Genomic DNA, 26,400 nt, shown 5'->3' on the forward strand with positions numbered 1-26,400 from the left:
TCAGTCCACCTTGCCCATGCCGCGATCTGCCTTGCGATGGCCGTAGGTCCGCGGAGTGGTGTAGTAGTCGATGGTCGGCGCGGCCAGGTTCATCAGCAGCACGGCGAAGGCCACGGCGTCAGGGTAGCCGCCCCAGGCGCGGATGGTATATACCAGCACGCCAACCCCGATACCAAATACCAGGCGTCCCTGTTTGCTGGTCGCGCCGGAGACCGGATCGGTGACGATGAAGAAGGCCCCGAGCATTGTTGCGCCGCTGAACAGATGGAACATCGGTGAGCCATTGGAGCCCGATCCGGAGCCGCCCCAGAACAGCAGGCTCATCACGAACAACGCGCCAAGCATGCCCACCGGTGCGTGCCAGGTGAAGATTTTCTTGTAGATCAGGAATAGGCCGCCGGCGAGGAACGCCAGGTTGACCCATTCCCACACATTGCCGCCGAACGCGCCAAAAACGGGCCGCTGCTGCTGGAGTTCGAGCATCGTCAGGCTATCGTTGTTTTTCAGGATGTCCAGCGGTGTGGCGGCAGTCCAGCCGTCTACGGCCTGGGTACCGATCGAAAATACGCGCTGCAGGGACTCGAGCAGGCCCAGGGTAGCTTGCACATCCGGTAGCGCTTCGCTCGCGCCGCGCCAGACTGGCCAGGTGGTCATCTCTACCGGAAATGAGATCAGCACTACGGCATAGCCGAGCATGGCCGGATTGAACGGGTTCTGCCCGAGGCCGCCGTATAGCTGCTTGCCGAACACGATCGCGAAGCTGCTGGCGATCAGCACCAGCCACCAGGGCGACATCGGCGGCAACGCAAGCGCCAGCAGCCAGGCGGTGACCAGCGCGCTGCCGTCACTGAGGAAGAAATTGATCGGGCGTTTGCGCAGCCAGAGGATCAGCGCTTCGGTGCCCAGGGCGAACGCGGTGGCCAGCATGATGTTGATCAGCGTGCCCCAGCCGAAAGACCAGGTCATCACCAGCACGCCGGGCAGCGTCGCACCCAGCACCCAGAGCATGATCGTCTGGGTACGGTTGTTACCCTTGGTATGGGGCGAGGTCATGCGCACCAGAGCCATCAGTCGGTCTCCTTGCTGGCCATGTGATCGGCGAACGCCTTGGCAGCGGCATCCAGTGCTTTCTTGGCAGCAGCCAGTTGGTCTTCAAGCTGTGTGTTGCCCGGATCGTCTTCCAGGGCGCGTTCGGCTTTCTTGAAGGCCGCCTTGGCCATAGCCATATCGGTCTTGAGCTGTCGCGTTGTCTCGTCGACCGGCTTCCCGGCGACCGGAGTCCCGGCGACCGGCTTCCTCGGCGCTTCATCCTTGGGCAACCGCGCTTCGGCTGCTGCGACTTGCTCACGTAGGGCGTAGATTTCCTTTTCCTGCTCCTCGGTGGGCGCATCGCCTGCGGCGCGCTCGGCTTTCTTCAACGACGCACGGATCATGGCCGCTTCGATCTTCAGGCGCTTGGTTTCGTCATCAGCGGCCGCGTTGGGCGGCGGCGTGTTCTTGACCGAAGTGTCGCCCAGCGCCTGGTCATAGGCGCGCTGGGTGGCTTCACAGGCCTGTTCCAGTTCGGGTATCTGCGCCTTGAGTTCTTCGCTGTCGGGATTGCTGGCCAGCTGCTTGCGGGCTTTCTTGAGTGCCATCTGGGCAGTGGCTGCGGCGATCTTCAGTTGTTTTTGCTCGGCCGTCAGGCTGGCCGGTTTGTGTGCTTCCACGCGGGCCACATCGGGCTGTTCGTCGCCGGAGACGCTCGCGGCGCTGACTGCCTGCTGCTCCTTGGCAGCCTTCATGCGTGCAGCCTTTTCGGCGCGAGCCTGGCGCTCGAGCTCCTTCTGCTCGGCTTCGCGTTCCAGACGCTGCAATCGGTGCTCGAAGCGTTGCTTGGAGTGGTCTGCCTTGTGTTGTTGCAATTCCAGAGCACGTATCTCGGCTTTGGAGGCGCGATAGTACTGCACCAGCGGAATACTGCTGGGGCAGACATAAGAGCACGCGCCGCATTCGATGCAGTCGAACAGATTCAGCCGCTTGAGCTGATCGTAGTCCTTGCCCATGGAGAACCAGTGCAGCTGCTGGGGCAACAGCATGGCCGGGCACGCCTCCGAACACAGGCCGCAGCGGATACAGGGCTGCGCGGCGGGCGGCGGCGGAAGCTCCTCAATAGTGCCCGCCAGCAGGCAGTTGCTGGTTTTGATTACTGGCGCGTCAAGGCTCTGCAGGGTGAAACCCATCATTGGCCCGCCCATCACCAGACGGTAAAGACGGTCGGGCTGCAGTCCGGCAAAATCAAGCAGGTCGCGTATCGGCGTGCCGATCAGCGCCATTACGTTGGTCGGGTGGCTCAATGCCTCGCCGGTCAAGGTAGTCACGCGGCTGATCAAGGGCTGTCCGAGGATGACCGCGTCATGGATGGCGATCATAGTGCCAATGTTTTGGCAGACCATGCCGATATCCGCCGGCAGGCCACCACTGGGCACCTCCTTGCCGGTAAGTATCTGGATCAGTTGCTTCTCGCCACCAGAAGGATATTTGGTCGGAAAGCCCACCACATGCATCGGTTTGTCGCCGACTGCGGCGCGCATGGCTTCGATGGCCTCCGGCTTGTTGTCCTCGATACCGATCAGTACTTCTTCGGGCTTGAGAATGTGCGTCAGGATCTCGACGCCCGCCACTACCTCAGCTGCCCTGTAGCGCATGGCGGTATCGTCAGCCGTTATATAGGGCTCGCACTCGGTACCATTGATGATCAGCGTATGTATCTTTTGCTCCGGTCGGGCCTTGAGCTTCACCGAGGTGGGAAAACCTGCACCACCCAGGCCGCTGATACCGGCCATACGGATGATCTCGAGCAGCGGTGCGGCCTCCAGTCGCCGGTAGTCGGCTATAGGGTCCAGAGCGGTCCACTCGTCGCGTCCATCACTTTCCAGCGTGATCGCCCATTCTTCCAGTCCGGAGGCATGGGGAAAGGGCGCCGGGCCGATTGCGGTGACGGTTCCAGAGGTAGGCGCGTGCAGCGGGCAGCTGACCATGCCGCTGGCCTCGGCGATCATCTGGCCCTTAAGCACAGAGTCGCCCACAGCCACTATGGGCTCGGCGCGCGCGCCGATATGTTGGAGCAGTGGCAGAATCAGGCGTTTGGGTAACGGTGGAGTCTCCAGGCCGTGCTGCACCGACTGATGCTTGTTTTCCTCGGGATGTATGCCGCCGTGAATATCCCAGATGCGAATCGGCTCTTGCATTACAGGGCTCCCCGGTCGGTGGCGATCACGCCTTGCGGTGGCAGGGGATAGTCCCATTTCCAGTTTTGCGGCGTAGTGGGCAGCGGTACCATGTCGATACAGTCGACGGGGCAGGGCTCCACGCACAGGTCGCAGCCGGTGCATTCATCGATAATTACCGTATGCATCTGCTTCGCTGCACCCAGTATCGCGTCCACCGGGCAGGCCTGGATGCATTTGGTGCAGCCAATGCACTCGGCCTCGCGAATATAGGCGACGGTGCGCGGTTTTTCTTCGCCATGTTCGGCATCCAGAGGCAGTACTTCCACATCAAGCAGGTCGGCCAAGGCCTGAATCGTGGATTCGCCACCCGGCGGACATTTGTTGATCGGCTCGCCGCCATTGGCAATGCCTTCAGCGTAAGGTTTGCAGCCGGGGTGACCGCATTGGCCACACTGGGTCTGGGGTAGAAGCGCGTTGATCTGGTCGACGATCGGGTCGCCCTCGACACGAAAGCGGATCGCCGCATAGCCGAGGATGGCGCCGAAGACCAGTGCCAGAACCAGCAGAACAATGATTGCAGTGATGACGACAGACATGGCTACAACCTTATCAAGCCGGTGAACCCCATGAATGCCAGCGACATCAGTCCGGCAGTGATCATGCCGATAGCCGCGCCCCGGAAAGGGACGGGCACATCGGCGATGGCGATGCGTTCACGCAGTCCGGCAAACAGAATCAGGATCATCGAGAAACCCAGTGCGGCCCCCAGGCCATATACGGCGGACTGCATGAAAGTCTGCTCGGCACGGTTGGTGTTCAGCAAGGCCACGCCGAGTACCGCGCAGTTGGTGGTGATCAGCGGCAGAAAGATACCCAGAACGCGGTACAGCAGCGGACTGGTCTTGTGCACCACCATTTCGGTGAACTGCACCACCACGGCGATAACCAGAATGAACGAGATAGTACGCAGGAATTCCAGCTCGAAGGGTACCAGAATGTACTGGAAAGTCAGGTAGCTGAGGATCGACGCCAGCGTCAGCACGAACGTCGTTGCCATCGACATGCCGATGGCGGTTTCCAGCTTGCCGGACACGCCCATGAAGGGGCAGAGCCCGAGAAACTGCACGAGTACGAAATTGTTGACCAGTATGGTACTGACCAGGATCAGGGCAAATTCTGTCATGTTACCTAACCGTAGTGATATCGCTGGAAAACGCGGGTCCTATTTTACCCGCTGCCCAGGCTTCGCGCCGGCATCGGGGCTCAGCAGGTAGATCTCTTCGCCTCCGGGACCGGCAGCCAGCACCATGCCCTCGGAAATGCCGAATTTCATCTTGCGTGCAGCCAGGTTGGCAACGTAGAGCGTGAGCTTGCCTTCGAGCTTGCCTGGATCAGGATAAGCGCTCTTGATCCCGGAGAACACATTGCGTTTGGCATCGCCAATATCCAGGGTCAGACGCAGCAGCTTGTCTGCGCCATCGACGAACTCCGCTTTCTCGATCAGCGCCACGCGCAGATCCACTGCGGCAAAGGTATTGAAGTCGATCTCGTCGGCAATCGGATCCTTCTTCAGCTCACCATTGCCCGCGGTAGCAGGCGCATTCTCGGTGGCAGCGGCTTCCAGATCTTCCCTGGATGCCTCGATCATTGCGTCGATCCTGGCCGGCTCGATCCGCGTCAACAGCGGACGGAACGCATTGAGCTGGTGGTCAGCGAGCAGCGTTTCATGGCTGCTCCAGGTCAGCTCGGGCACGTTCAGGAACGCCTCGGCATCCGCGGCCAGTTTGGGCAGCACTGGCTTGAGAAAGATCACCAGTTGGCGGAACAGGTTGATGCCAAGTGAACAAATAGCCTGGACCTCGTCCTGCTTGCCTTCCACTTTGTTCAGCGACCAGGGCGCCTTGTCGGCAATCCAGGCGTTCGCCCGATCAGCCAGGCCCATGATCTCACGCATCGCCTTGGAGAAATCGCGCTTCTCATAGGCATCCGCAATGCTCGGAGCTGCCGCGGCAAAGGCGTCGGTCAGCTCCGGCGCCGGATTCGCCGCTACCATCACGCCGTCGTTGCCCTTGTGGATGAAGCCCGCACAGCGGCTGGCAATATTCACAACCTTGCCGACCAGATCCGAATTCACCTTTTGCACAAAGTCATCCAGGCTCAGGTCCATGTCTTCCACGCCACGGCTCAGCTTGGCCGCGTAGTAGTAGCGCAGATACTCGGGTGACAGATGATCCAGATAGGTGCGCGCCTTGATGAAAGTGCCGCGGGACTTGGACATTTTCTGTCCGTTCACCGTCAGGTAACCATGCACATTCACTGCCGTCGGCTTGCGGAAACCCGCGCCCTCGAGCATGGCCGGCCAGAACAGCGTGTGGAAGTTGATGATGTCCTTGCCGATGAAGTGATATAGCTCCGCTTCGGAATCGGCGGCCCAGAACGCATCGAAGCTCAATTCGGGGCGGCGATCACATAGATTCTTGAAGCTGGCCATATAACCGATCGGCGCATCCAACCATACATAAAAGTACTTGCCGGGCTCGCCGGGAATCTCGAAGCCAAAGTAGGGCGCATCGCGGCTGATGTCCCATTCATGCAGACCGGAGTCCAACCACTCGGCAATCTTGTTTGCAACCGCGTCCTGGAGAGTGCCGCTGCGGGTCCACTCCTTGAGCATGTCGCTGAAGTCCTGCAGTCGGAAGAAGAAGTGCTTCGAATCCTTCAGTACCGGCGTGGCGCCAGAAATGGCCGAGCGTGGGTCCTTTAGCTCGGTCGGCTCGTAAGTCGCGCCGCACTTCTCGCAATTGTCACCGTACTGATCCTGTGCGGCACACTTGGGGCAGGTGCCCTTGATGAAGCGATCGGCGAGAAACATTTCCTTCTCGGGGTCGAAGTACTGGGTCACTGACCGTGTACTGATGTGGCCTGCTTCTTTCAGGCGCTCATAGATCAGTTCGGAGAAGTACTTGTTCTCATCTGAGTGAGTCGAATGATAGTTGTCAAAGCCGACGAGAAAATCGGCGAAATCGGCAGTATGCTCTGCTTTTACGTTGTTGATCAGCTGCTCGGAAGTAATCCCTTCCTTCTCTGCCCGTAACATGATCGCCGAGCCATGTGCATCGTCTGCACACACGTAGATGCACCGATTACCACGCAGCTTCTGAAAGCGCACCCAGATGTCAGTCTGGATGTACTCAAGCATGTGCCCCAGATGGATCGAGCCATTGGCATAGGGCAGGGCACTGGTGACGAGAATCTGGCGAGGTGTCGTGGGGCTTGGCATGGACATTCAGCTTCTGTAGATGACGGGCGAGAAGGGGAAGAATGATAGCAGAGTAGGGCGGGCGGGGGTATGGCAGCTGTTGGGATGAGCCCATGAGCGCTCTGGTTGGTATATTCAACAACCAGGACATGGATACTGGCTCGATCAACGGCAGTTATTGGTGTGGTCTCCTGAGACGCTATATACCGCTACCCGACTAACGATATTGAAGACGCCGGATATTGAAGATGGTGCGGTCAGATTTCGCAGGATCTTCTACTCGTTTTGGCAGGTTGCCGACCAGACGCATTGCTCTCTGGTCCAACAGGAGCTATACATTTCTACGAGACTGCCTGGGGTTGTCTCAGGTTGGTCGTGCCCCACTGAGGAGGGCATCCCATGAAAACCGCAATCCCCTGGACTTTGGCGGTCCTGGCAGTTTTGGTGCCCACCGCCCCAGTGACCGCAGAAATACTGGCCATCATGAACTACGAGAGTAAGCCTGCGGACCAGCTCAAGAGCCTCAAGTTATCTGGCGAAACAGCTCGACGCGAGGGTCTGGCTATAATCGACGTCGACCCGGAGAGTCCGAATTTCGGAAAGATTCTTTCTGATATTCCGATTGACTCTACAACAGTCGGGCACCACATCTTCTATGACCGAACGATGAGCAAGGCCTACATCACCGGCCTGCAACAGCCGGCGCTTCAGGTTCTTGATCTTACGAAAAATCCCTACCGCCTCTCCACGCTTGAAACGCCGTCGTGCAAGGTGGCCGAGGACGTGATTCTCGACGAAGCGAACGAACGCTGGTATCTGACCTGTATGGGCTCCGGCAAGGTGATCGTTGGCGACGTCGCGAGCGACGAAGTGGTCGGCGAGATTGATTTGCCGGGCACTTACCCTCACGGCCTTGCCGTTAACACTGCGATCGATCGCATACTGGTCACCTCGACCATAACGCCGGATCTGAGCAGCCCGGATGAGTTCATCTCGGTGGTGCGTGCATCTGACCTCGAGCCGATTGGCAAGATCAAGATGGCGGATGCCGAGTCGCCGTCCAAGGTCGCGCCTGTCGAGGTGTTCTTCGTGCCCGGGGTCGAGCCTGCGACAGCGATCGTTACCAACATGTTCGGACATACGCTCGAAGCGCTGATCTGGAATCCGGACTCTCAGGAGTTCGGTCGCGAGACGATCTTCAACTTCGCCGAGCATGGCGCCACCGTGCCGCTTGAGATTTACTTCAACGACGACAAGAACCCCAACCGCATGTACGTGACGACGGCGATGAAGCCCGGTCACCTGCATATCTTCGACATCTCGAAAGGCCCGACTAAGCCGAAGCTATTGAAACAGATCGTTACGGCCGACGGTGCACACCACGTCGGATTCACGCCGGACTTCAGGTACGGATTCGTCCAGAACTCGTTTATCAATCTGCCGGACATGAGTGATGGTTCAGTCTCGGTGGTGGATCTTCAGAGAGGGGAGGTAGTTGCCTCGATGGACACTCTCAAGAATGCCGGATTCAACCCGAACTCGCTCACGCTCTTGCCGGAGTGGAACCACCTGGCCGGACACTAGGCGCATGCCGCGGCGCGGGATCGACGGCGTCGCGGCAAACATTCCGGAGGTGATGATGCATCTGAATGGGTGGGGCGTAGCAATAACAGCCGCACTCTTGCTTCGCGCAACGCTCGGGTTTGGCTGGGCTCAGGGTATGGACATCCATGCAGGCCGCACTCCAGTCGAGACACACGGAGTGCAAGGCCCTCTGGGGTGCACCTACAGCCCGCTCGCCAACCTTGGGGCTAGGCCCGCGTGACGCGTTGGCAGGGTGCGTTAGCGACGACGGTTCTGGCGACTCCGCAAGTCCAGGCTCATGCTTTCGGCGCCCGCTACGACCTGCCATTGCCGCTCAGTCTGTACCTTACTGCAGCGGGGGTGGCGGTGGCCGCGTCGTTTGTCATTGCACTGCTCTTTCTTCGCACCGGGTGGGCGCGCCCTCTGCATGTGGACATACCGCTGCCCGCCAAAGCCGGTCACGCGTTTTCTACGGCGCTGAGCATTGTTGGCCTGATTGTACTGGCAGTTCTGCTCGGTTCTGCGTTCTTCGGACCGCAGGAGGCCATGCACAACTTCACGACCGTCTGGGTCTGGGTGATCTGTTGGGTGGGTTTCGTGTTGTTCTCGGCCCTGGTGATCTGCCTCTGGCCGCAGATCGATCCATTCCGCAGACTGGCGGCATTTTCGGTATGGGCGACCGGTCGGCCATGGCATGGCAGTGCAGCCAACCTGCCGTCGGCTGCCGGCCTGATGGCGCCGGCTGGGCTTCTGGCGATCGCATGGATTGAGCTGACATCGGACTGGTCGGAAGATCCGCAAATGGTGGGTCTGCTGCTGACCGCCTATCTCCTGATCGCTCTCTTTGGCGGGCTCGCCTTTGGAGAACAGTGGTTCCGTGTGGCAGACCCCCTGAGCCGGATTTTCGCGGTGCTTGGCCGGGTTGCGCCGCTGTCGGTGACCAGCGCCACGACCTTGCGGGTGCGCCCGCCAGGCGAGGGCCTGCTGAACAAGGCAGAGCCCATCCGCGGTGAAGTGGCTCTGGTCATAGGGCTCATCGGGATTGTGCTATTCGACGGTTTGTCGGAAACCGCGGTCTGGACCGAAGTTCTGGATTTCGTGAGTAACTCACCATTCCTGCGCTCGCCGCTGCTATGGCTGCGTGGACAGGGTGCGGATTTGATTCAGGTGATTCGCACTATTGGCCTCTTGATCACCATTGCCGCCTTCTACGGCGCCTACTGGCTGTTGATGATTCTGATGGGGGCTCTGGTCGGCGGTACGCTCCCTATTGGTCAGCTCGCGCGCGCCTTCGCCGGAACGCTTCTGCCTATAGCGGTCGCCTACCACCTTGCGCACTATGTCTCGTACCTACTGATCGCCGGCCAGCTGATCTTCCCCGCGGCGTCCGACCCGTTTGGCCTGGGGTGGGACTTGATCGGTACGCGGAACTGGTCCATCAACATCAGCATCATTGGGGCCAGACACATCTGGTGGATAGCCTTCACGGCATTGATTGCAGGGCACGCGCTGTCAGTCCTGGTCGCTCATCGGCGCGCACTCCAGCTGTTTGAAGATACGCGTCGCGCTGTGCTCTCGCAGGTCCCGATGACAATCGCCATGGTTGGGTTGACTGTGCTGAGTCTGTGGATCCTCTCACAACCCCTCACGGAGTGACTGGAACATCAGTGTTTCGCACTGTGAACGCATAAACATAGTTTTCCATGGTAAAGCCAGCAGCCTTTCATGGCTGCTCCGGGTCAGCTCCGGCGCGTGCTTCGCCGCGACCATCAAGCCGCCGTTGCCTTTGTGGGGGAGAATGACATCAGATTAGGCAGGGCGAGGGTATGGCGGGGGTTGGATAGAGACTCGGCCGAGGCTGATCAAAATAACTCAGCTATTTCAACGGATACCACGTATAAGTAGGTTGTACGCGAATATTTTGCGCCAACTCCCATCCCGACGCCAACCCCCCCAACCCGGACTTCTACTGATAACAATCAGAGATAAAGCGCGTCTGTTTCAGATTCGAGTTTCCTTCTTACCGAAAGCGGCCAGCATTGCTCCACGCGGTTAGCATTCGATCATAGGTAATCATCATGAAAAAATCTCTTTCTATCGCCAAGCTAATGGCGGTCAGCGCGCTGGTGCTCTCGGGGTTATCCCTTGCCGGTTGCCTGGGCGGCGGCGGTGGCAGCAGCTCCAATGCAGATGATGCTTCTCCGACAACGACTCCGCTGGTGCAGATCGCCGGTTCAAGCCTGATTCAGGCCGTGCGGCCCATCAGTGACAGCACCACTGTCGACAGCAATAAAAAGCTCGCTGTCACGTTCAATCAGGCTATGGACGGTACTTCGATCAATGGCACCTCGTTCTTGCTTCAGGGCGACAGTGGTCCCGCAATTGTCGGCGTGGTCAGTTACGACGCTGCATCGCGCACCGCCATCTTTACACCTGATAGCGGTCTGACGGACGACACGCTGTATACAGCTACTCTGACTACCGATGTCGAGGATGCTGCCGGTGTGGCGCTGGGCGAAGACCTGAACTGGCAGTTTACCACTGGTAGCACTGCTGACACGGTCGCACCCACTGTTACTTTCAGCACGCAGGACGGCGCGGTAGATGTGCCGGTAAACCGGAACATCAGCGTGGTTTTCTCCGAGAGTGTTGATCCCACTACTGTTTCTGCGGACAGCTTCACATTGGTGGTGAAAAATGGCGCTGCAGTCAACGGCTTGGTGAGCTACAGCGGCAGCACCGCGGTGTTCAACCCTACTGCGGACCTGCAAGAGAATACGGTTTACATTGCGACTCTGACAACAGCGATAACCGACCTGGCCAATCCGGCCAACGCGCTGAGCGCGCTGGTAACCGATCGGAGCGTGGAATTTACCACGACTGTTTCGCCGGCAGTTGCTCAGGGCCCAGATCCCGTTCCGTTGGGTACTGCAGGCAACTTCGTGATCCTGTCCAAGACAGGCATTACTACCACAGGTGTTACCGCAATAACCGGCGACATTGGTGTGAGTCCTATCGATGAGGCTGCGATTACAGGCTTCAGCCAGACGCGGGATGCATCCAACAAGTTCTCGGAATCGGACCTGGTGACGGGTAAGATTTACGCAGCTAATATGGCTTCGCCAACTCCGACCAAACTGACCACCGCGATCAGCGATATGGAGCTGGCGTTCAATAATGCCGCTGGCCGAAGCAATCCGACAGCTACTGAAGTGGGTGCAGGCAATATAGGCGGCCTGACCTTCACTCCCGGCTTGTACAAGTGGGGTACCGAGGTCAGCGCTTCCTCTGACTTCAGCTTTGACGGCGGCGCCAACGATGTGTGGATCATGCAGATATCGCAGGATCTTCTACTCGGTTCCGATGTTGCAGTGCAGCTCTCCGGTGGTGCTCGTGCACAGAACATCTTCTGGCAGGTTGCCGGCCAGGCCACGCTGCGCACAGGCGCAACGCTTAGCGGTATTGTGCTGAGCAAGACCCAGATCGTTATGGAGACGGGTGCTACCTTTAACGGTCGCGCCCTTGCCCAGACGCTGGTAACGCTGGATGCGGTAACTGCTACTCAGCCCTGAAGCTGGCAGCAGTAATAAAAAAGGACCCCTCGGGGTCCTTTTTTTATTGCAGTTACATACGGTGCAGCGCGCAGATCTTGTTGCCGGAGGGGTCGCGGAGATAGGCAAGGTACATTTTCATGCCGCCCCCTTCGCGCACGCCCGGCGGATCCTCACAGGCAGTGCCACCGTTGGCGGTGCCGGCAGCATGCCAGGCGTCTGCCTGCTCGGGGTTTTCCATGGCGAAGCCGATGGTGCTGCCATTGCCGTGGGAGGCCAGCTCCCCATCGATTGGCTTGCTGAGGGCGAAGGTGCCGGTCTTGGTGAAGTAAAAGCAGCGACCCTTATCGTCGATGACGCCGGGTTTGCAGCCAACAACGCCGAGTATGGCGTCGTAGAAAGCTTTGGATGCCTGAATGTCGTTGGCGCCGAGCATGACGTGACTGAACATGTTATTTCCTTTGAATGGCAGATTCTTGTTATGCGTTTTCGCACGCCTAGAGTTAAGCGAAATGCGGCCCCGGTCAACTTGAAATCGTAACGGCCGAAGTCATCGGCGACCCTTGCTCCCCGGGATAGTCACCCACGAGCTTTTCTGATGTTTAACCGAGCGTTAACCTAGCTGTGCTGACACTCCCGGGCTTGATATTCACTACTCCGAGCGCGATGCTTGCCCCAACACGAACCGGCCTGGCCGGTTGCCTTTGATGAGAAAGCGACATAATGCTGGATATTCTGCTGGTGGAAGATGATAGGGATCTGGCTGCGACCGTGATCCAGTACCTGGAGCTTGAAGGGATCCGTTGTGATCATGCCGACAACGGTGTGACGGCCCTGCAGCTGAGCCAGGACCATGCCTACGACGCGATGCTGCTGGACCTGAATTTGCCGAGATTGGACGGTATCAGTGTGTGCGAGCGTCTGCGTGCCGACGGCAATGACGTTCCCATCCTCATGCTGACAGCCCGCGACCAGCTCAATGACAAGCTGGCAGGCTTTCAGGCCGGCACCGACGATTTTCTGGTTAAGCCCTTCGAGCTGCAGGAGCTGGTGGTGCGCGTAGTTGCGTTGACGCGCCGGCGCAGCGGCCAGGCAAGGATCCTGCAATGTGCTGACCTGCGCATTGACCTCAGCGCCCACGAGGCCAGCCGCAAGGGCGCCGCACTGAAGATCTCTCCCACCGGCTGGAAGGTGCTGGAACATCTGCTGCGCGCGTCGCCCGCCGCGGTACCCAGGCAAAAGCTGGAACAGGCGATCTGGGGTGATGATGTGCCCGACAGCAATGCTCTGAAGGTGCATATGCATCATCTGCGAAAAGCGATAGACGGGGATTTTGACCAGCATCTGTTGCATACCGTCCCGGGCTACGGCTTTGCAATCCGGGAGCCGGCGCCATGATGCGGCTGCTTGGTTTGAAATGGCTGGCACTGTTGACCATTCTGACTCTGGGTATCGGTCTGGTGACCGGCTATACGCTGCTTTCGGCGCACTCCTACATGAGCGGTATGGATAATATCGTTGCCGGTCAGCTAGGCCGCGCCGGCATGCAGACCGTCGCCTTCGAGCTGGGCATTCCCGCGCCCAGGGAGGAATACATCGTCACCCGGACCTGGGAGCAGCAACCGGCAATCATTCGTGATGCTTTCGCCCAGGCCCCGCAGCAATCGGGTGTGTTGTACAAGGTATATGCCAATGAAGGTGAACCCCAGGCCAGGCTGTACTTCGCGGTGCGCCAGGAAACGCCCGCCGGTGATCGCTTTGTGACTCAGCAACTGGCACCGTTACCCAGTGGAGCGGGGCAGGTGATCTCCCCGGCGCAGAACCGGCTGATCAATCTGACATTGATCGGCCTGGGTACCGCCTTTCTCATCGCCCTGGCCGTCGGCTTGCTATGGCGGCGGGTATCTCGGCCCATCACTGCCCTGGGCAACTGGGCCGCAGGCCTGACTGAACGCAACCTGAGCGAGCCGGTGCCGGATTTTGTCTACCCTGAGCTGAACCATTTTGCCGAGCTGGTCAGAGCCAGTTTGACCTCGGCCCAGCAGGGGCTTGAGCGTGAGCAGGTCTTTCTCAGCCATACCAGTCATGAGCTGCGCACACCCATTAGCGTGGTGCGCGCCAACCTGGAATTGTTGCGCAAGATCCAGTCCGCGAGTGGAGCGGCAGCCGATCCGCGGGAAATCGAGATCATCAACCGCATCGACCGCGCCAGTCTGACCATGAAGGACGTGACCGAAACTCTGCTATGGCTCGGCCGCGATGATGCCTCGTCGCATCCAAGCAAGGACCTGCGCGTCGATGAGCTGATCCGCGAGCTGGTAGAGGGCCTGCGCTATTTGTTGCAGGGCCATCCGGTTGAACTGGCGCTGGACCTGGAGCCTGCGGAACTTCACTTGCCGGATGCGCCCACCCGGATCGTGCTAGGCAATCTGATCCGCAATGCTTTTCAGCACACGCGTAGCGGCACGGTGAGTATCGTCCAGCGCGGCGGAGAGGTGACTATCGTCAACAGCCTGAACGAGGATGAGGAAGCGGCCAGTGAAAGGGGTTTCGGTCTCGGGCTTAAGCTGACCGAGCGCTTTACCGAGAAGCTCGGCTGGCGCTACATCAATGAACCGGTGGCATCGGGACGAAAGGTCGAAATCTTCTTGCAGACGTTAACCCCCTCTTAACGTGCGGCTTGGCATTGTATCGGCCAAGGGGATGATTCCCCACCGCCAGGAGATCGACCATGAACCATGCCAACGCTGACCATCCTTCAAAAAACCGCATTCGTTGCCGTTGGTTGCGTCGCGGTGCCATCTGCAAGCGGTATGACGCAGCAGACAAGGCGAAAGGTCGGCCCACAACGACTGGCGAGCACTGAGTCGAGTTTGAACGGAGTGACCTTTACCGCTTCGTTTTGAACGAGCGGTTGACGGTAAGCACGGCGCTCCAATCAAACGCCTCACGCTCCCCCCAAAACGTCTTGCGCGCGAAGGCTGGGATCCAATGGCGCTTTCAGGCCTCGCCAAAGTCGTATTCACGGGCGATGGATATTATCGAAGTCATCGGCTCTGGGGGTCCCTTCGATCCCGTTGGCTTCCTGCTGGCGGTAATAGGTCTCGATGTTTAGCGCAGGATCAATTCTCTCCCGCAATATGCAAGCTTTCCGTTGCCACGGGTAGGCTTCAAGGCTCTCTCTCAGCTCTCGCGCTTCCTTGCGTCGCCAGGTGTTCACATCCATATCCCGCCAGCGACGGGGCGGTCGGTTATGCGCTTGGTCGTACGCTGCTGTTACCGGATCCAGATGCCTGCTCTGCTCCAGAATGGGTAAATCAGGAAGCGGCTCGTCCACATCCATATAGCGCTGCAACGTATCCCAGAAAGCCAGAATGTTCGGTTTATCCAGGCCCAGGCTATGCAGCTTGGTGGCCAGGCAAGCGGATGTATCCGTGTAGCGGTGTCGCAACCACAACACATAGTCATGCCCGCCGTGCGGGGTGACCTGAAGCTGGATATAAGGGTCGAACTCATAGAACGGCGCTACGAAAGGCCTGCGAAAGCGTCGCGCGATAGTCAGCGTGCCCTCGCGGCGGTTAAAACCGCTGCCATCGTGGGTGTAAAAACGGGCATACATCCAGAGCAGAGCGTCCGCGCCGAATAGCGCTATCGCGAACAGGATCATGCCGAGCCAGAAGGCAGTTTGTTCTGCCCAATAGCCCCAGAGTGCGTTTTGGTTCCAGGCGATAACGGCGGCGGTTACGACCGCGCCTAAAACCATTATTAAATAGGCGTACCACTTTTTTGACGAAGTTGCCAAGTATAAATTTATAAACGCAAGAGAGAGTCCGAGTACGGGAACATACAAGTAATCACCAAGCATGACACCTGCCAGTCCACCCCATATGAATAAAGGAAGAAAAAAACACGAAACTTTCAAGATAAACAGAAAATACGGTGCACGGCTGACATTCTCGAAGTTCCATCTTTGCGCATCGTAAAAAATCTGCTGTTTCCCCTCTTCGTTTTGCTGCAGCTCGTAAATGATATGTAGCCCGGCTTCAAGTTGGTGATCTATTTCCACGACGGAATCGAGGCCAGCATAGTGTCCCCACGCCAGCGGACGATCCATTAAGCCAGGGTGTGCTTCCTTGGCGGGCGCCAACGTGGGGATGCGGCGCGCACAAAAGGCGCCAGTACCGTAGACGGACAATTTTTCCTGCATGGTCATACCTTGAATTCCGTGGTCTCTATCAGCCAGTAGGGTACTTCCTCGGACTTGGCATTTTGTGCAGGAGTGTGGAGAAAAGCAGTGCTGTAAGGCTGCCACCGTTTTGGACTGGGTTGAGGCACGACCAATAATTTCCCTGTGTTCTCTTCGGGATCAATGTGGAACTGTGCCATGACCTTAAGGCTCTGAGTAACCTTGTTGTAGTGGCGTTGCAGCGGTGTCATCGTAAGTACAGGAAATTTTCTGGGTAATACATACAGCACCATTGAGTCGTTCAGTGGCAGCGCCGCCAATTTGGCATCATCTATAACGCGCTGGTTCACTCGCTCTGCATTGAACGCGCCGGTAAGTGACAGCGAGCGCATCTCCTCTATGGCATGCAAACGAAACTCTGCCCCGGTGCCAAGCATTGATAGCAGCGGTGAGTGCAACGTCACCGCCCAGTCTTCTTCATCAAATGGGATGGTATTGGTCGGTTGGCAGTTATTTGGAAGCATCGACCGATGAGCGCCGATCTGCTTGACCTGTTTCTGTTGATACTCCGGGGCACTGCGACTCCAGTCCGAAAAACGCTCCACCCGGATTACTGGTTTGCCGAGAATGCCGAGCAGTTGGGTATAGGCATTCTGTGGGTTGGCAAGGTGAGCGAATCGCTGATCGTCGCCGAGCACGCTATCGATTAATCCTGCTTCGCCGTGCTGCCTGCCGAAAGGGCCGTTTTTGAGCAGCGCTTCTATATCACTATCAATTAACCATCCGGCAACAATGCTGCCGCCGATACACAATATCGCACCGGCGGCCAATACGATTGGGTTGATTGACATGCCTAGCGCATAAGCACCCCATGTAGCACCACCGGTGGCTGCGATGCCATAGGCGACAGCGGCATTCCGATCGCCTTGATGCCAGGCTCGTTTGGCGTCCCAGGTGCAGAGTGCTGCCGAGATTAAGATAGCTAAGCCAGGTGCAATACGAAGCAGGGGGATTTTGGAGCTGCCTGTTTGTGTGATCAGATTGGTCCGCCATTTAGGCAATAATCTAGGCACCTCAATTCGAGGCTTATTTAAGAATTGTACAAGGCCGTGTCCTGACCCAAAGATATATTTGGTGAGGTTACCAATCGCAATGGTTAAATCCGCTCCCGCAGACAGTCTTCCAAAGGTATAACGCAGCTCTCCTTCGAACCCTTCATCCAATAATCCCCTCATATCTTCGGTTTGCGCACGTAAGTTATACAAAGCACACGCCACAGCAACCAAAGGCATTGCAGGTGTGCGAACCACTGTATCTACGTGATCGCTTATAGTGCTTTTCCAGGAACTGAACTTACGTACCTCGGGGTGATTTTCTGGCGCAACAATAAGGGTAGTGCTGCCCTGGTTGGGTAGCATATTGCCCCCAAGCTGACGAGGGCTACTGGACCCTATGACGCGGTTTTCGTGATCTAGAATATTGCCGTACAGGTAATGTTTACGGGTGAGGGTAGTTCGTTCCGCGGGAGTCAGGCCATTGCGGAGATTGCCGGTGTTAACACCTAGAATTCGCAGGTTTTGCGTTTGAGCCTCTCCTGCGGTCATTAGTTGAAGCCCGTGCCACTTCGGTGAAAGTCGACCAACAATGCCAAGGGAGGGTGCGAACAAGCGGTGGAAGTCGACCTGTAGCACAACCTCACTCGCCTGCAGACGGTTGAGGTGGGCAAGGACGGTCACGGAAAAATAATCCATTACGTCCCCGATCAGGGCGTGCAAGCTTTTGAATACCAGACCCCGGTCAGTGTCCTCCGGGTCGATGTCTACCATCTGCAACAGACTGCTCAAGCCCATGTTTTCCGGGTCAGGCTGGCGGCCATTTTCAGCCAGTGCCTGGATGCGGACTACTGCGTCTGGCAGCTCGCCGTCAGCGTTTGCCAGCATACCCCGAGTCAAATCATGCGTGCCGGTCAGCAGGCTGCCGCTGACCCGACCAAGACTTCTCTGAAGACTGCTGCGCATCGAACCAAAATACAAAGCATCCGACTGGGCCGGATTCTTGCTGAGAGCGTCCAAGGCTTCTGCCAGCCATACATATGGCTCCAACAGTCGCTCATCGTTACTGATCAGCCAATCCTTTGCCACCTGGGCGAGAGATCCATCGAAGAGGCGCAACAATCTTTCGAGCATGGCTTCCATGTAATCGCGAGCGAGGAGCCGCTGATTTTCAAATACAGCATCATCTATCCGGTCGGTATCAAGGTAGCTCTTGAATTTCGCCAGGGGGCTATTGCGCTCGTGCAGGACGGTGCTGTGAAGTACCTGAGCATAACGCCCGTTCGGGCTATAAGGGATCAGGGCATTGAGGGCCAGCAAGTGTTGTTCGGCGAGCCGTATCTGGGCTATGGCGTGACGCATCGTGAAGAGCGGGTCATCAAGCATGAGCCCGACCAGCTGTGGGTAACCACGCAGGGATTTCTCTGTCAGTACATCGGAAGTAGCGGTAAAACTCGTAAGCGGTTGAGCAGTCCCCGCAGCTTCGTGGACAGCAAGCTGTTCAAGGGTCTGCTGTAACTTGACTGCCCAATCGCTAGGCGGAATCGCAGACAGTGCGGGCTTGAATAATGCGGGATCGTCCATCAGGCTCTCGATGCTGAAATCCCGTGGGCGCAGCCCATCTGCTTCCTTGTCGATCACCGTGATCGGCATGCTCTGGCTCGCACTCCACTGGTCACCTCCGATTACCGCCGCGGACCACGCTGGACCTACCGTCTGGCAACGATCGGTTACCCGACTTCTGTCTTCTTCAAGCCAACTTATGTATTCCCAGGTCCAAGGCAGCTCGCTGTAGGTCATCTCATAATCATTGCCGACAAACTGACCTTGGAGCAGCATGGGTACGAGAACAAGTGATTGCTGCTTGCCAACAGCAGGGCGGTTGTCGGCAGCGTTTGCCTGAGCTGACCCTCGTCGCCAATGCATGACGTCCACATCGGACAGATTTCCCTGGCCATCGCAGGCCAGCTCTCGCCACAGTTTGCCCTGACGGAAAATATAGATCCGTCCGGCGCGGGGCAGTGCGCCTTTGGGTTGTTCGTCGTATCGCTCGTGTCCTGGCAAACGTGCCAAGGGCATGACTGCCAGGAAAGTATTCTGCTGAATATCAGCTTCTTCTTCGTGGCTGCGCATATCACTTTCTACAATAATCTGCAGGGTGCCGCCGTCGATGCGTTCGATATTGAGTGCCAATCGGGCACGCTGCCTGGTCTCGTAATCGGCGCGCTTGCGAGTTCCTTGCCCAATCGGCTCATCCACTAACCCGCTCATGCGTCATCCTCTGGATCGAGTAGCTGTATCTGGTTGCCCAGTTCCGGATCTCCCCAAACGTCGACGATCAACTGCTTTGGCCCCGGTTCCCCTTGATCTGGCAAGGCCAATGGATTCACGTTGGCTCTACCGTTTACTTCGCCGACTGGTGCGGTATCAGCGAACAGGGGCGCTACAGGCGGCAATGGCGCAGCACCACTCCCCGAGCCGGGGCTACCGCCGGCATTGATATTCACGCTCGGCCCAACCAACGTAACCCCGCTAGGATCCAGCTTTACGAAACTGCCGCCGACCTTGAAGGTGATCTCGCTGCCTGCATCCAGTACGACTTTCATGCCGCTGGAGAGATGTATTTCTTCGCCTGATTCGAGGAGCTGGGCGGTGCAGAGTTTGACGTGTTGGCTGGTGCCGACGGTTAGGTGGTCGTTCGCCTTGATTTCGGTTTTGCGGTCGCTGTGGGTGGTGTGGTGCTCTTCGGCCATGAACTCGGTATAGCTGTTGGCTTCCACTCGGTCGTGGCGTTCGTTGCCGACGCGGATCTTCTGGTCGTTCTCGATATTCTCATCCCAGTTACGCTGGGCGTGGATGTAGATCTGTTCCTGGTCTTTCTTGTCTTCGATGCGTAGCTCGTTGTACCCGCTACCGCCGGGTGAACTGAGGGTCTTGAACGCGCTGCGGGTCTTGTTGGCGGGCAGTTCGTAGGGGACCGGATGCGTCCTGTGGTACAGGCAACCGGTAACCAGGGGCTGGTCTGGGTCGCTCTCCAGGAAGGTGACCAGTACTTCCATGCCGACCCGAGGAATGGCGATGCCACCGTATTGGTTGCCTGCCCAGCCTGAAGCCACGCGCAGCCAGCAACTGGTACGTTCGTCGCCCTGGCCTTCACGATCCCAATGGAACTGCACCTTGATGCGGCCGTACTGGTCGCAGTGGATCTCTTCGCCTTTGGGGCCGGTGACTACAGCGGTCTGGGTGCCGAGCACCTTGGGTTTGGGGTGGTCCAGTTGGGGGCGGTAGTGCACGTCCCAGGGGGCGGCGGTGAACTGGTTTCGGTAGCCCTGAGTGAAGCCGTCGCTGTCTTTAACGTAGCTGGTGACGGATTCTTCCAGTACCTGCGGTTGCTTGCCTTCGTGCTGGATGCTGACCACCAGCCAGAGGTCATTCCACTCCGTGCGTATGTGCTCTGACAGTGTCAGAAAGTGCCCGGTGACCAGGCTGGGTACATCGCTCCTGCCTTCGGCCAGACGGTAGTCGCTGCGATGCCGCTCCAGGCTGCGTTTGGCCAACTGCTTGCCGCGGGCGCGCTCGGTAAAGCGGCCGGGGTAGTCGTAGTCTTCCAGGTCAGGTAGCGGGATCGGCGGTTCTTCGCCTTCAGTTACCTGTTCAGCCTTGTGCGCGGCTTCCATCAACAGGTGCGGCTTTTCAAAATCGTAATCCCGGCGGGTGACGCGGCTGGGGCGGGTTTCGATGCGCATGGCGAAGCGTTTGATCACCGGTTCGTCGGCGACCAGGCCGCTGTCCTGGATGTAAGGGGTTTGGCGAGCCAGCTTGGGGAAACCGGTCTGGTCGTCACCGAATACCAGCAGGTGGTTTTCGATGCTGTGTTCAAAGTGAAAATGGATGCCTTCTTCTTCACAGAGACGCTGGATGAAGTGCAGGTCGGTCTCATCGTACTGGGTGCAGTAGATCCGCTGTGGGTAGTCGCTGTTGAGCTGGAAGCGGTAGGCATCGGCCTGGATGCCATGGTCGTGCAATACCCGGCTGATGATCTCGGGTACCGACAGGTGCTGGAAGATGCGCTGATTGGTGCGATGGCCCATGTACGCGAGATGCGGCACCAGGTCGATGTGGTAACGCGTCAGCCGCTTGCCGGCGTCGCCCTGAGAAATCCGGTGGATTAGTCCATGGATGCCCTTGCCTCGGCCTGCGAAGGTGAAGAACGCCGGTTGCTGCAGCAGGGCTTCAATATCCAGATCCGGGCGTTCGCTGACCAGTTCCAGTTCAAAGCGGTATGGCTGGCTGATGGCTTCGGTGCCGGTGAACGACAGCACCTTGAAGTCATGGGCGATGCCGGACATATCCATGCCGGACATATCCATGCGGGGAAAATCCAGCGTAAAAGCGGCCGTGTTGGCGGGGGCGAACATCCGTTGTTCCTCGTTCTGATCTGCCGGTTGGCGAATTTGGCCATGCCTGGCCGCGCGCAGATTATCGCAGATCAATCAATTGGATGATGTGAACCAGGCGGCAAAAAGGTGATGGGTATTGCGGGAAAGACTATTCTGATCAAGAACCTGTGTGCGCAAAAAGTTGCTCATAAGGGCGACGCGAATATTAATAGTTCTTTTTAAAGTTTCGATATAAATACACATAAATCACTGTTAATTATCGGTTTTTGCCTCTTCTGATGGCAATCGAAAGTTGTCTGGGGCACAATCGGACAATTCGTAAACGAGTGTGGAGATCAGCATATGAAAGGCAACCAGGAAGTCATCGACTGCCTCATTTCACTGCTACGCGGCGAGCTTGGCGCGCGTGATCAGTACTTTCTCCACTCTCGCCTGTATGAAGACATGGGCTACAGCAAACTTTACGACCGAATCAATCACGAGATGGAAGAAGAGACGCAGCACGCTGACGCCATTCTCAAGCGTATCCTGTTTCTGGAAGGTCGGCCCGACATGACGCCCGATGCGATTCATCCGGGTTACAACGTGCCTGACATGCTCGCCTCGGATCTGAGACTGGAATACGAAGTGCGCGATAATCTGGCAGCGGCTATTGCACTGTGCGAGAAGCATAAGGACTATCCGACCCGTGAGATGCTCGAAACGCAGCTTCAGGACACCGAAGAAGATCATGCGTATTGGCTGGAGCAACAGTTGCGCCTGATCAAACTGGTGGGTCTGGAGAACTACCTCCAGTCTCAGATCTGAGCCTCGGGTCTGTAGCCCAACCTCAACCCGCCCCCAAACTCCAGCGATGCGGATGGGTACGGACAGATCATGCATGATCTCGTCCGTGGCGCGCTTGTAGATCGGCAACAATAGCGTTTTTTCGTGACTTCCACAGCGACTCCCGGTTCGATTGTCAAACAGACGCTTGGTCCGGCAGTGCTGGGTGTCGTGCTGCAGGTTGCCGTTGGGTCGCGCGCAAAACGCCTTGTTGTGGGTAGGGACGTACCCGGCGATGGTTTTAAGCGTGGTGTCGAATAATCTTTCCAGGCTTACCAGGCCTTTTCCGATATCGTCCTCAAAGCGTTGCTCTATTGCTCTCGCAGCCGATTGCGCTGCCTCGAAACAGCGCTGGTGATACGGATCCAATGCAACCTGGGTGGTGGCTGCGAGTTGCGATGAGATAAGGCTCGCTAGTGGTTCTACCGAATAGGAAACCTCCGCGGCGGCAATGGCGTTGCGGCACGTGGACTGGCAGAGCTTTCTGTATCATGCAGGTCTCGTCTACGCGGGAGTATGAAGCGTGATCGCTTCCGGAGGTTCCGATGAATATCAACGAATCCGCTGACCCACAGACCTGGCGCCCGGCGGGGCGTCTTGAGTGGCTGGGACTGGCTGTGCTGGTTCTGCCAACATTGTTGCTGGCGCTCGACATGACCGTCCTGCATCTGGCTGTACCGCAGTTGAGTGCGGATCTACAGCCAAGCAGTGCCCAGCTTCTGTGGATACTCGATATTTATGGATTCATGGTAGCGGGATTTTTGATCACCATGGGGACCCTAGGCGACCGGATCGGCCGCAGACGTCTGATGTTGATAGGTGCCTTGGCCTTCGGTGTGGCATCGATCGCTGCTGCCTTTGCCACGTCAGCCAACATGCTGATTGCCACACGCGCTCTGCTGGGTGTGGCAGGAGCCACTCTGATGCCGTCGACTCTGTCACTTATCCGCAACATGTTTCACGTGCCCCATGAGCGCACCCTGGCGATTACTGTTTGGATGACTGGCTTTATTGTCGGCACAGCCGTCGGGCCGTTGATTGGCGGGATAGTGCTTGAGTTTTTCTGGTGGGGTGCGGTTTTCCTGCTGGCAGTGCCAGTGATGGTGCTGCTGTTAGTCGCGGGTCCATTTCTTCTTCCGGAATTCCGCGACGAGCAGGCGGGCCGCCTGGATCTGTCCAGTGCTTTTCTGTCTATCTCTGCACTGCTGCTGGTGATTTTTGGTCTTAAGGATATTGCGCGCGATGGGCTGAACGGGTTGGCCATTGTTGCCAGTCTTGCTGGCCTGACCTTGGGCGCGGTTTTCGTGCGGCGCCAACGTCGTCTCAGTGATCCGATGCTGGATATGGAGCTGTTTCGCCGCCGCGCTTTTACTGTTTCCGTGGTCGCAATGCTGATGTCGATCCTGGCTCTGTCCGGGGCATGGCTGATGATTTTCCAGTATCTGCAAGGCGTCATGGGGCTTAGTGCTCTGGCAGCTGGTGTGGTGATGTTGCCCTCTGCCATATTGCAGACAATAGCTTCACTTCTGGTGCCGCGAATGTCGCGCTGGATCCAGCCGTCTTGGCTGGTGAGCGGTGGGCTGACAGTGGCGGTGACGGGTTTCGTTGCGTTGATGTTGATAACCGCTGACAACGGAATCGGGCTGATGATGCTGGGCACCATTCTGTTAGGAGTCGGTGTGATGCCCATGATGATTCTGGGTACGGATCTGGTTATCAGTTCGGTACCACCGGAAAAAACCGGTGCAGCCGCGGCTACATCGGAAACCGCGACCGAACTGGGAATGGCGATGGGTATTGCCGTGATCGGCAGTGTCGGCGCAGCGGTCTATCGGGGCCAGATGGCTGAGCACATGCCGTCAGGTCTGGATGTGCAGCAGATTGAAATTGCCACCGATACGCTGGGTGGCGCTCTCGGTATAGTGCCGCAGCTGCCCCCGGAGCTGGCCGAGCCTCTGCTCGTCGTTGCCCAGAGTGCATTTGCCCAGGCCCTGCATGCCAATGCGTTGATTGGTGCCGCGATAATGGCCGCAGCCGCCATTCTGACTGCCGTCTGTTTGCGCCAGGTACGAATAAAGGCGGGAGAGCACTAACGACCCCCGGCCGAAGGTGCATGCACAAATAAAAACGCCCCGCCCGGGTAACCCGGCGGGGCGTTTCAGATAGCGGGCCTTGCTGCTTATTTGGCCGCTTTCTTTTCCTTCTCTTTCGCGATTACGGTCTCTGCCACGTTGGCAGGGCAGGGCGCGTAATGGGAGAACTCCATGGAGAACTGACCACGGCCGGACGTCATGGTACGCAGGGTGCTGATATAGCCGAACATTTCTGCCAGCGGTACATCGGCCTTGACGCGTACGCCGGTGGCGCTGATTTCCTGACCCAGGATCATGCCGCGGCGACGGTTAAGGTCACCGATAACATCACCTACGTGATCTTCCGGAGCATATACATCGACCTTCATCATCGGCTCCAGCATTTGCGGGCCGGCTTTGGGCATGGTCTGGCGGAAGGCACCCTTGGCTGCGATTTCGAACGCGATGGCCGAGGAGTCGACCGCGTGGTAACCACCGTCCTTCAGCTCGCAAACCACGTCCAGTACCGGGAAGCCTGCCAGCGGGCCGATACCCATCATGGAAGCAAAACCCTTTTCGATCGCTGGGAAGTATTCCTTCGGAACGTTGCCGCCGGTGACCGAAGACTTGAAGGTGAAACCAGTGTTTGGCTCGCCGGGCTTGATGACGTAGTCGATCTTGCCGTACTGACCGGAACCACCCGATTGCTTCTTGTGGGTGTAGCTGTCTTCTACTTCGCGGGTAATGGTCTCGCGATAGGCAACCTGTGGCTGACCAACGAGCAGATCCACACCGTAGGTGCGGCGCAGGATGTCGACCTTGATATCCAGGTGCAGTTCGCCCATACCCTTGAGGATGGTTTCACCGGAATCGATGTCGGTCTCAACACGGAAGGTCGGATCTTCTGCAACCATCTTGCCGATGGCAACGCCCATCTTCTCGGTGGAACCCTTGTCTTTCGGTGTGACCGAAATGGAGATTACCGGCTCGGGGAATACCATGGCTTCCAGGGTGCAGGGGTGCTTGGGATCACACAGGGTGTGACCGGTCTGCACGTTCTTCATGCCGACGATGGCGATAATGTCGCCTGCGGTAGCAAAGCTCAGCTCGTTACGCTCGTTGGCCTGCATCTCGACCATACGGCCGACGCGCTCGGTCTTGCCGGTAAACGAGTTAAGGATGGTGTCACCCTTGCTCAATGTACCGGAGTAGATACGCACGAAGGTCAGGGCGCCGAAACGGTCATCCATGATTTTGAATGCGAGGGCGCGGAAGGGCTCTTTCTCGGAAACGATGGCGTATTCGCCATTGGCGTTGCCTTCTTCGTCGGTCAGCGGCTGTGGGTTGACTTCGTGCGGCGCGGGCAGATAGTCGACAACCGCATCCAGCAGCAGCTGCATACCCTTGTTCTTGAACGCGGAACCGCAGTAGGTCGGGAAGAATGCCAGTTCCAGCGTGCCCTTACGGATGCAGCGCATGATATCTTCGATGGAGGCTTCTTCGCCTTCCATGTAGGCCATCAGCAGGTCATCGTCCATTTCCAGGGCGGTTTCGACCAGATCGCTGCGGTACTTTTCAACGTCATCAACCATGTCGGCTGGAATGTCGGTGATGGTGTAGTTTTCCGGCAGGCCGGTAGCATCCCAGACGTAAGCCTTGCGGGTCAGCAGATCGACGACGCCGGAGAAGGTGTCTTCGCGGCCGATGGGCAGGGTCATTATCAGAGGCTTGGCGCCCAGAACCTTTTCAACCTGAGCGGTTACGCGCAGGAAGTCGGCACCGATACGGTCCAGCTTGTTGACGAAAATAAGACGCGATACTTTCGAGTCGTTCGCGTAACGCCAGTTGGTTTCTGACTGGGGCTCAACGCCGCCGGAGCCGCAGAATACGCCGATGCCGCCGTCGAGTACTTTCAGCGAGCGATATACTTCAACTGTAAAGTCAACGTGGCCGGGGGTGTCGATGACGTTGAAGCGGTAGCCTTTCCAGAAGCAGCTGACGGCTGCTGACTGAATGGTAATTCCGCGCTCGGCTTCCTGGTCCATGAAGTCGGTAGTAGATTCGCCTTCGTGAACTTCGCCAAGCTTGTGGATACGACCGGTCAGCTTGAGAATACGCTCGGTAGTGGTGGTTTTCCCGGCATCAACGTGGGCGAAGATACCGATGTTTCTGTAGAGGTTTAGGTCAGTGTTCATAGCGCTCTCTGATAAGCCGGGTGGAAATAAAGGCGCTCATCATACAGGATTAGTAGGGATTTCG

At 57.7% G+C, this 26,400-nt stretch carries 17 protein-coding genes; 7 read left to right on the forward strand and 10 right to left on the reverse strand.

Translation table 11 applies throughout. From position 1 onward, the window contains the following. The 5 genes from rsxD to metG are packed head-to-tail and all read right to left on the reverse strand — an operon-like array spanning window position 1 to window position 6,492. Window positions 1-1,068: an electron transport complex subunit RsxD gene (rsxD, locus tag ABYA88_RS01345; protein WP_373184750.1), complete on the reverse strand. Its 1,068-nt coding sequence runs from the start codon at window positions 1,066-1,068 to the stop codon at window positions 1-3. Next, window positions 1,068-3,230 carry an electron transport complex subunit RsxC gene (rsxC, locus tag ABYA88_RS01350; RefSeq protein ID WP_373184752.1) on the reverse strand — a complete coding sequence of 721 codons (2,163 nt, stop codon included), beginning with the start codon at window positions 3,228-3,230 and terminating at the stop codon, window positions 1,068-1,070. Before rsxC ends, rsxD begins: the two co-directional genes overlap by 1 nt. Then, window positions 3,230-3,808, reverse strand: coding sequence for an electron transport complex subunit RsxB (gene rsxB / locus ABYA88_RS01355; RefSeq protein WP_373184754.1), 579 nt, complete (start codon window positions 3,806-3,808; stop codon window positions 3,230-3,232). The genes rsxC and rsxB overlap by 1 nt, the downstream gene beginning before the upstream one ends. Before the next feature lie 2 nt (window positions 3,809-3,810). After that, a complete protein-coding gene (rsxA, locus tag ABYA88_RS01360) occupies window positions 3,811-4,395 on the reverse strand; it encodes an electron transport complex subunit RsxA (protein WP_373184756.1) in 585 nt (194 codons plus the stop codon). Between the two features lie 39 nt (window positions 4,396-4,434). Then, entirely contained in the window at window positions 4,435-6,492 is a 2,058-nt protein-coding gene (gene metG, locus ABYA88_RS01365) for a methionine--tRNA ligase (RefSeq protein WP_373184804.1), read from the reverse strand. A gap of 378 nt (window positions 6,493-6,870) precedes the next feature. Here metG and ABYA88_RS01370 point away from each other — a divergent pair, with 378 nt between their 5' ends. The 3 genes from ABYA88_RS01370 to ABYA88_RS01380 all read left to right on the forward strand — a co-directional run bounded on the left by ABYA88_RS01370 (window position 6,871) and on the right by ABYA88_RS01380 (window position 11,627). Continuing rightward, the gene (locus ABYA88_RS01370) at window positions 6,871-8,055 is read left to right on the forward strand and encodes a YncE family protein (RefSeq protein ID WP_373184758.1); all 1,185 of its coding nucleotides are present in this window, start codon (window positions 6,871-6,873) and stop codon (window positions 8,053-8,055) included. 237 nt (window positions 8,056-8,292) lie between these two features. Beyond that, window positions 8,293-9,711 (forward strand): hypothetical protein, encoded by a 1,419-nt coding sequence (locus ABYA88_RS01375; protein ID WP_373184760.1) that lies wholly within the window; start codon window positions 8,293-8,295, stop codon window positions 9,709-9,711. A 422-nt stretch (window positions 9,712-10,133) separates the two neighbouring features. After that, on the forward strand, window positions 10,134-11,627 hold the full coding sequence (locus ABYA88_RS01380) for an ice-binding family protein (RefSeq protein ID WP_373184761.1): 1,494 nt from the start codon (window positions 10,134-10,136) through the stop codon (window positions 11,625-11,627). Between the two features lie 52 nt (window positions 11,628-11,679). On the opposite strand, the gene ABYA88_RS01385 is transcribed toward ABYA88_RS01380, so the two are convergent. Beyond that, window positions 11,680-12,057: a VOC family protein gene (locus ABYA88_RS01385; RefSeq protein WP_373184763.1), complete on the reverse strand. Its 378-nt coding sequence runs from the start codon at window positions 12,055-12,057 to the stop codon at window positions 11,680-11,682. Between the two features lie 269 nt (window positions 12,058-12,326). Here ABYA88_RS01385 and ABYA88_RS01390 point away from each other — a divergent pair, with 269 nt between their 5' ends. After that, window positions 12,327-13,004, forward strand: coding sequence for a response regulator transcription factor (locus ABYA88_RS01390; protein ID WP_373184806.1), 678 nt, complete (start codon window positions 12,327-12,329; stop codon window positions 13,002-13,004). Then, window positions 13,001-14,278 (forward strand): sensor histidine kinase, encoded by a 1,278-nt coding sequence (locus ABYA88_RS01395; RefSeq protein ID WP_373184765.1) that lies wholly within the window; start codon window positions 13,001-13,003, stop codon window positions 14,276-14,278. Before ABYA88_RS01390 ends, ABYA88_RS01395 begins: the two co-directional genes overlap by 4 nt. A gap of 350 nt (window positions 14,279-14,628) precedes the next feature. On the opposite strand, the gene ABYA88_RS01400 is transcribed toward ABYA88_RS01395, so the two are convergent. The 3 genes from ABYA88_RS01400 to tssI are packed head-to-tail and all read right to left on the reverse strand — an operon-like array spanning window position 14,629 to window position 21,262. Continuing rightward, a complete protein-coding gene (locus ABYA88_RS01400) occupies window positions 14,629-15,819 on the reverse strand; it encodes a hypothetical protein (protein WP_373184766.1) in 1,191 nt (396 codons plus the stop codon). Beyond that, window positions 15,816-19,115: a hypothetical protein gene (locus ABYA88_RS01405; RefSeq protein ID WP_373184768.1), complete on the reverse strand. Its 3,300-nt coding sequence runs from the start codon at window positions 19,113-19,115 to the stop codon at window positions 15,816-15,818. The genes ABYA88_RS01400 and ABYA88_RS01405 overlap by 4 nt, the downstream gene beginning before the upstream one ends. Next, window positions 19,112-21,262, reverse strand: coding sequence for a type VI secretion system tip protein TssI/VgrG (tssI, locus tag ABYA88_RS01410; protein WP_373184770.1), 2,151 nt, complete (start codon window positions 21,260-21,262; stop codon window positions 19,112-19,114). The genes ABYA88_RS01405 and tssI overlap by 4 nt, the downstream gene beginning before the upstream one ends. Window positions 21,263-21,586: 324 nt before the next feature. Here tssI and bfr point away from each other — a divergent pair, with 324 nt between their 5' ends. Together bfr and ABYA88_RS01420 are read left to right on the forward strand one after the other, a co-directional pair. Then, on the forward strand, window positions 21,587-22,051 hold the full coding sequence (gene bfr / locus ABYA88_RS01415; protein ID WP_373184772.1) for a bacterioferritin: 465 nt from the start codon (window positions 21,587-21,589) through the stop codon (window positions 22,049-22,051). A gap of 563 nt (window positions 22,052-22,614) precedes the next feature. Continuing rightward, window positions 22,615-24,162: an MFS transporter gene (locus tag ABYA88_RS01420; protein WP_373184774.1), complete on the forward strand. Its 1,548-nt coding sequence runs from the start codon at window positions 22,615-22,617 to the stop codon at window positions 24,160-24,162. An 86-nt stretch (window positions 24,163-24,248) separates the two neighbouring features. Here ABYA88_RS01420 and fusA read toward each other — a convergent pair whose 3' ends face one another. Beyond that, window positions 24,249-26,336, reverse strand: a complete 2,088-nt coding sequence (fusA, locus tag ABYA88_RS01425; protein ID WP_373184776.1) for an elongation factor G — start codon at window positions 26,334-26,336, stop codon at window positions 24,249-24,251. Window positions 26,337-26,400: the final 64 nt, after the last annotated feature.

Origin of the sequence: Halopseudomonas sp. (assembly GCF_041579695.1) — a bacterium.
GTDB lineage: Bacteria > Pseudomonadota > Gammaproteobacteria > Pseudomonadales > Pseudomonadaceae > Halopseudomonas.

Bases quoted from the DNA above. Each gene is read 5' to 3' on its own strand.
- rsxD (WP_373184750.1), bottom strand. From the start codon at position 1,068: ATGGCTCTGGTGCGCATGACCTCGCCCCATACCAAGGGTAACAACCGT.
- rsxC (WP_373184752.1), bottom strand. From the start codon at position 3,230: ATGCAAGAGCCGATTCGCATCTGGGATATTCACGGCGGCATACATCCC.
- rsxB (WP_373184754.1), bottom strand. From the start codon at position 3,808: ATGTCTGTCGTCATCACTGCAATCATTGTTCTGCTGGTTCTGGCACTG.
- rsxA (WP_373184756.1), bottom strand. From the start codon at position 4,395: ATGACAGAATTTGCCCTGATCCTGGTCAGTACCATACTGGTCAACAAT.
- metG (WP_373184804.1), bottom strand. From the start codon at position 6,492: ATGCCAAGCCCCACGACACCTCGCCAGATTCTCGTCACCAGTGCCCTG.
- ABYA88_RS01370 (WP_373184758.1), top strand. From the start codon at position 6,871: ATGAAAACCGCAATCCCCTGGACTTTGGCGGTCCTGGCAGTTTTGGTG.
- ABYA88_RS01380 (WP_373184761.1), top strand. From the start codon at position 10,134: ATGAAAAAATCTCTTTCTATCGCCAAGCTAATGGCGGTCAGCGCGCTG.
- ABYA88_RS01385 (WP_373184763.1), bottom strand. From the start codon at position 12,057: ATGTTCAGTCACGTCATGCTCGGCGCCAACGACATTCAGGCATCCAAA.
- ABYA88_RS01395 (WP_373184765.1), top strand. From the start codon at position 13,001: ATGATGCGGCTGCTTGGTTTGAAATGGCTGGCACTGTTGACCATTCTG.
- ABYA88_RS01400 (WP_373184766.1), bottom strand. From the start codon at position 15,819: ATGACCATGCAGGAAAAATTGTCCGTCTACGGTACTGGCGCCTTTTGT.
- ABYA88_RS01405 (WP_373184768.1), bottom strand. From the start codon at position 19,115: ATGAGCGGGTTAGTGGATGAGCCGATTGGGCAAGGAACTCGCAAGCGC.
- tssI (WP_373184770.1), bottom strand. From the start codon at position 21,262: ATGTTCGCCCCCGCCAACACGGCCGCTTTTACGCTGGATTTTCCCCGC.
- bfr (WP_373184772.1), top strand. From the start codon at position 21,587: ATGAAAGGCAACCAGGAAGTCATCGACTGCCTCATTTCACTGCTACGC.
- ABYA88_RS01420 (WP_373184774.1), top strand. From the start codon at position 22,615: ATGAATATCAACGAATCCGCTGACCCACAGACCTGGCGCCCGGCGGGG.
- fusA (WP_373184776.1), bottom strand. From the start codon at position 26,336: ATGAACACTGACCTAAACCTCTACAGAAACATCGGTATCTTCGCCCAC.